General features: G+C 65.9%; 4 protein-coding genes. 2 read left to right on the top strand and 2 right to left on the bottom strand.

Annotation, left to right across the window (positions count from 1 at the left end; all coding sequences use genetic code 11):
- Positions 1 to 1,670, bottom strand: a 1,670-nt coding sequence (locus tag AC1D0P_RS20095) for a molybdopterin cofactor-binding domain-containing protein (protein ID WP_477678370.1), incomplete at its 3' end; no start/stop codon positions are given.
- Positions 1,667 to 2,146 (bottom strand): (2Fe-2S)-binding protein, encoded by a 480-nt coding sequence (locus AC1D0P_RS20100; RefSeq protein WP_477678371.1) that lies wholly within the window; start codon positions 2,144 to 2,146, stop codon positions 1,667 to 1,669. The genes AC1D0P_RS20100 and AC1D0P_RS20095, both read right to left, overlap by 4 nt.
- Positions 2,147 to 2,329: 183 nt before the next feature.
- On the opposite strand from AC1D0P_RS20100, the gene AC1D0P_RS20105 reads away from it, so the two are divergent.
- Both AC1D0P_RS20105 and AC1D0P_RS20110 read left to right on the top strand, forming a co-directional pair.
- On the top strand, positions 2,330 to 4,258 hold the full coding sequence (locus tag AC1D0P_RS20105; protein ID WP_477678372.1) for an ATP-binding cassette domain-containing protein: 1,929 nt from the start codon (positions 2,330 to 2,332) through the stop codon (positions 4,256 to 4,258).
- Between the two features lie 128 nt (positions 4,259 to 4,386).
- Complete coding sequence (locus tag AC1D0P_RS20110) at positions 4,387 to 6,084, top strand: phospholipase D-like domain-containing protein (protein WP_477678373.1); 1,698 nt, start codon at positions 4,387 to 4,389, stop codon at positions 6,082 to 6,084.
- The last annotated feature ends 126 nt before the right edge of the window (positions 6,085 to 6,210 follow it).

Consider the following 6,210-nt stretch of genomic DNA (forward strand, 5'->3'; position numbering starts at 1 on the left):
GCCACATGCGACATCTTCTGGTTGGCAAAGCCGTAGGGCAGGTCGAACAAGCCCTCGGCGGCGCTTTTATCGGGCGTCTCCACCGGCGCGGCCAGAGCTGGCAGGTTGCGCTCCATCCATCGCGGGGTGATGGCATCCCCTGCCGACCTGACGCGCAGGCTGCTGACCTTGCCGGCGGCATCCAGCGCCGCGGTGAGCCTGGCCCGCTGCATGGGCCGGTAGAAGTCGTGCGTGGTGTCCTCCTCACGCGACCAGATCAGCTGCACCGGCCGCCCCCCGCACTCCAGGGCCACCCGCACAGCCTGCGCCACGCAATCCACTTCCAGCCTGCGGCCAAAGCCGCCGCCCAGCAGGGTCACAGTGATATGGACGTCTTCGGGCGCTACGCGCGCCACCCGGGCGGCAATGGCCACCGCCATTTGCGGCACCTGCGTGGGCGCCCACAGCCAGACCTTGCCGTCCTTGACCTGCGCGGTGCAGTTCATGGGCTCAAGCGTGGCATGCGCCAGGTAGGGCGCACCGTACAGCGCCTCAATCTTGCGTGCAGCCGCCGCTTCAGCCTTCCCGGCGTCGCCCTTTTCATAAAAGACATAGCCTTCTTCCCGGTCCAGCGCGGCTTCCAGCGCCTTGCCGATCCGGCCGCTGTCCAGCCCGCCGGCCGGGCGCTGCTGCCAGTCCACCGGCACGGCCAGGGCCGCCTGCTGCGCCTGCCACCATGTTTTGCCAACCACGGCAAAGCCGGCGGTGGAGCCCGCATACCCCGGCAGGCGCACGAGACGCTCCACGCCGGGTGCGGCCAGCGCCACATTGGCACGGATGGCGCCTGCCGAACCGCCCAGCATGGGGCAAAGCCGTACCGCTGCGTACAGCATGCCCGGCAGCCGCATGTCCAGGCCGAACACCGCCGTACCGTTGACCTTGGCGGGCAGGTCCGGGCGCGGGGCGCTGCGCCCAATCAACTTCCAGTCCTTGCGGCTTTTGAGATTCACTTCGCCCGGCGGCGTTGCCGCGGCGAACTTCGCCAGTTCCCCATAGTGGGCCGAAGGGCCCGAGGGATGGGAAATCACCCCCTTGCTGATGCTGAGTTCGTCCACCGGCAGCTTCCAGTCCAGCGATGCCGCCCCCAGCAGCGAGGCTCGGGCGGTGGCCGCGGCCGTGCGCAGCACCTCCCAGGCGTCGGCCACGCTGGACGATGCGCCCGTTGCGTTGATGCCTAGTTCGCGGGCCAGCTTGCCCACCATCCATTCGCCAAGCCTGACCTTGGTGGGGCGCACCCGGGGCGCGCCTTCCGCGGCATAGTCGTCCACTTCCAGCGGATGGAAGGGCAGGCTGCCAACCAGCATGGCGACATTGCCGTAAATCGCGTCGGCGCCGGCCTGCTCCAAGCTGACCCGCGCCAGCGGCACATCCAGCTCCTCGGCCACCAGCATGGCCAACGCGGTGTGCACACCCTGCCCCATTTCGCTGCGCGGCATGGCCAGCACCACGCCGCCATCGGCCCGTATCTTGATCCAGCCGTTGAACACCACGCCGCTAAGGTCGGGCGCGGCGCCGGCCGGCCAGGGGTGTGCCGCGCTGCCCAGGCGGGAGCGCGCCGGCAACATGCCCCAGCCGACCAGCAGCGCGCCCGCCGCGCCCGCCGCGCTGAACAGCCAGGTTCGCCGTTTCATGCCTTCGCTTTCCTCACGGCGCCGTCGGGCGCCATGCCGGCGGCCCGCTTGATGGCCACGCGGATGCGCTGGTAGGTGCCGCAGCGGCAGATATTGGTCATGGCCGCGTCGATGTCGGCGTCCGTCGGCCTGGGGGTTTTGTCGAGCAGGGCGGCGGCGGCCATCAACATGCCCGATTGGCAGTAGCCGCATTGCGGCACCTGCTCGGCGATCCAGGCCAGCTGCAGGGCATGGGGTTTTTCCGGCGTCCCCAGCGCCTCAATGGTCTGGATGCGCTTACCCAGCACGGCGGACACCGGCATCACGCAGGACCGTACCGCCTGGCCGTCGACCCGCACCGTGCAGGCCCCGCAAGCCGCCACGCCGCAACCGAATTTGGTGCCGGTCATGTTCAGCACGTCGCGCAGCAGCCATAGCAGCGGCATACCGGCATCGGCGTCCGCCTGGACGAGCCGGCCATTGATTTGCAGTTCCACGAAATCTCCCTCAGCGATGCGTCGCCGGAATGAAGACTATATAGACGAGCCCCGGCAGGCGATAGGGCAGCGCCACCACCGTCGTTGCAGGCTTGCCACGCGCCGGCCCGGCACCTGCCGGATGGCCTTGCCGCGCCGGGGAAATGCCTGTGGTCACAGAGGCGGCGRATAATCTGCCCCCTTATGGCACTTATTACCTTACTGGACGCCCAACTCGCTTTTGGGCACGTCGCACTGCTGGACCACGCAGATTTTTCCCTCGAGAGCAACCAGCGCATAGGCCTGATCGGCCGCAACGGCACCGGCAAGTCGTCCCTGCTCAAAATCCTCGCCGGCCTCGAAAAACCCGATGACGGCACCCTGCAGCTGCAGCAAAACCTGCGCATCGCCTACGTGCCGCAGGAGCCCAGCCTGGATCCGCATGCCACCGTCTTCATCGCGGCCAGCGCGGGCCTGGCCCGCACCCGTCACGTGGTCGAGCAGTACCTGGCGGCCGACGAAAACACCGACCTGGACGCCCTGCAATCGGAAATCGAGGCGCTGGACGGCTGGACCTGGGAGCAGCGCGTCGAGGAAACCCTGCACCGCCTGCACCTCGACAAGGACGCCATCGTCGGCTCGCTGTCGGGCGGCACCAAAAAACGCGTGGCCCTGGCCCAGGCGCTGGTCGCCAAGCCCGACGTGCTGCTGCTCGACGAGCCGACCAACCACCTGGACCTGGACTCCATCGCCTGGCTGGAGGAATTGCTGGTCAATTTCAACGGCAGCATCATTACCATCACCCACGACCGGGCCTTCCTGGACCAGGTCGCCACCGTCATCGTCGAACTGGACCGCGGCAAGCTGAATAGCTATCCCGGCAACTTCGCCCAGTACCTGGTGCAAAAAGAAGAGCAGATGGCGCAGGAAGCCGTCATCAACGCCAAAGCCGACAAGCTGCTGGCGCAGGAAGAAATCTGGATCCGCAAGGGCGTGGAAGCGCGCCGCACCCGCAGCGTGGCCCGCATCGGCCGCCTCGAGGCACTGCGCGACAACCGCGCGGCGCGGCGCGATGCCGTCGGCCGCGTCAACCTCGACGTCTCCAGCGGCGAGAAAAGCGGCAAGATCGTCGCCGAGCTCACCGACGTGAGCAAAAGCTTCGGCCACCCGGGCAGCGAGAAAATCATCGTCAACAAATTCACCGGCACCTTGCTGCGCGGCGACAAGGTCGGCCTGCTGGGCCCCAACGGCGCCGGCAAGACCACGCTGCTCAAGCTCATCCTGGGCGAGCTGCAGCCCGATGTGACGAATCCACCCGGCAAAATCCGCCGGGGCGCCAACCTGCAGGTTGCCTATTTCGACCAGATGCGCGACAGCCTGGACCTGGACGCCACACTCGAAGACTTCATTAGCCCCGGCAGCGAATGGGTAGAGATCAACGGCGCGAAAAAACACGTCAAGAGCTACCTGACCGATTTTTTGTTCTCGCCCGCGCGCGCCAATTCACCGGTGCGCACCCTCTCGGGCGGCGAGCGCAACCGGCTGCTGCTGGCGCGCCTGTTCGCGCGGCCGGCCAACGTGCTGGTGCTGGACGAGCCGACCAACGACCTGGACATCGACACGCTGGAGCTGCTGGAAGACCTGCTGCAGAACTACGAAGGCACGGTCTTCCTGGTCAGCCATGACAGGCGTTTCCTCGACAACGTGGTCACCAGCACCATTGCTTATGAGGGCACACCCGAGAACCCGGGTTTCTGGCGCGAATATGAAGGCGGCGTGACCGACTGGATCACTCAGTCCAAACGCGCAGCCCAGATCACCGGCAGCGCCAAGCCCGCGGCGTCCATCCCCAAGCCTTCCGCTAAAACCGGCAGCGAGCCGAAAAAGGATGGCGGTGCACCCGAGGCCTCCGCCAAAAAGAAGCTCAGCTACAAGGAGCAGCGCGAACTCGACGGCCTGCCGGCGCTGATCCAGCAGCTGGAGTCGCAGCAGAAAGCGATCGAGCAGGAGTTGTACGACGGCACGCTTTACACCACCAACGCCAAGCGGGCGGCCGAACTCAATGCGCGCAACAGCAAGATTGAGGAAGAGCTGATGGCCGCGCTGCAGCGCTGGGAAACCCTCTCCTCCTGATTCAGGGCCAGGCTGGATCCGCAGGCACCCGGCCGCGCTGTCGAGCCGGGCGCCTACAGAAAGAGTGGGCGGAAACGCCGATTTCACAGGGCGTGAATACACCTGCTTACGCTACAGTGACCAGCATCATGCTGACACCTGTTGCCGCCGGCCGCACGCCTTCTTACTCCCCGGTTTTTCGTTCCGCGGGGAGCTCGCGCTGGCTGCTCCTGCTGTTCCTGAGCCTGTGGATCACCGGATGCGCCTCACTGCCTAGCGAAGTTGAGCGGCCCGTGTCCACCGCCCTGGCCAATCCTTCGGAAACCCGGCTGGGCGCGCTGGTCGCCGCCCGCGCCGCCAAAGCCGGCACCCGCAACGATTCCGGTTTCGCGCTGGTCGGCGATGCCGAACTGGCATTCACCAGCCGCATGACCTTGATCAAGGCCGCGCAGAAAACCCTGGACATCCAGTACTACGCGATCTTTGCCGACGACACCACCGAACGCATGTTCGAGGCCCTGCGCGAAGCAGCCGGCCGAGGCGTGCGCATCCGCATCCTGCTGGACGACTTCAACACTTCGGGCAAGAACGCCCAGGTGCTCAAGCTTGCCTTCGAGAAAAACTTCGAGCTGCGGCTGTTCAACCCCCTGCCCGGCGGCCGCGGCTCCATGGTCATGCGCATTCTGAGCAACCTCAAGGATGCCGCCCGCCTGCAGCGGCGCATGCACAACAAGATTTTTGTCGCCGACAACGCCGTCGCCATCACCGGCGGCCGCAACCTCGGCGAGACCTATTTCGGCCAGAGCAAGGGGACCAATTTTGTGGACATCGACGTGATCGCGGCAGGCCGCATCGCGCGCGACCTGTCCGCGAGTTTTGACCAGTACTGGAACAACCCGCTGGCCTATCCGGTGCAGTCGCTGATGACCGCCGGGGAGATAGAGGCCCTGAAACGGCCGCCGCCCAGCGCACAGCCCACTAACCTCAACCGGGAAGACCCAGCGGCGCTCGCGACCGCCACCCAGGCCGCCATCGCCGAATCGAATGCATCCGCGGCGTCCACCGCCGCGGCCGCCGCCTTGCCCGACTCGACCGACTTTCGCCTGCTGACCTGGACCTGGGCGCCGTCCATCCTGCTGGTCGACAAGGCCTCCAAGATCGCCGCCGACGCCGACACCACCGGCGAATCCCAGGACACCACGGTGGACGGCCTGCTGCAGCTGATGTCGCAGGCCAAAAGCAATCTGCTCATCGTCTCGCCCTACTTCGTGCCCGGCGAACGCATGATGAAACAGTTCGCCGACCTGCGCCAGCGCGGCGTGCGTGTGCGCGTGCTCACCAACTCGCTGGCCTCCAACGATGCGCCCGCTGCACACGTCGGTTATGCGCGCTACCGCAAGGCGCTGCTGGACCTGGGCATAGAGCTGTATGAAATGCGCGCCGAGCAGGAAGGCTCTTTCTCGAGCTTCGGCTCTTCGGCGCTAGGCGGCGGCTCCACGGGCGGATCCACCAGCGGCTCGCGCGCCAGCCTGCATTCCAAGGTGGTGGTGATGGACGACCGGCTGCTGGTGGTCGGCTCCATGAACCTGGACCTGCGCTCCCAACTGCAGAACAGCGAAGTCGCCATCGTCATCCGCAACCGCGCCATCTCGGCCGAAGCCACGCGCCTGATCGAGCCGACCCTGTCCACCGGAGCCTACCGGGTGGAACTGGATGAAGGCCAGATGGTCTGGYGCGCGCCGCAGGGCTCGCAACTCAAGGATTCCAGGGTCGAGCCTGATGCGAGTTGGGGTTTGAAGTTGATGTTGAAGGTGATTGGGCCGTTTGCGCCGGATGAGATGCTTTAGATCGATTTCTCTCTAGGCTCTGCTTGTTCTCGGTGCTGAGGTCTTGCTGAATTCTGCTGGCCGGGGGTTGCCCGGCAGCAAGTAACTTTCTTTTGCTTCGCCAAAAGAAAGTCACCAAAGAAAAGG

The sequence above is a fragment of the Polaromonas sp. P1_G2 genome, assembly GCF_056405515.1.

What these genes read in the sequence shown, in the direction of transcription:
- AC1D0P_RS20105 (WP_477678372.1), top strand. Translation starts at nt 2,330, where the DNA reads ATGGCACTTATTACCTTACTGGACGCCCAACTCGCTTTTGGGCACGTC.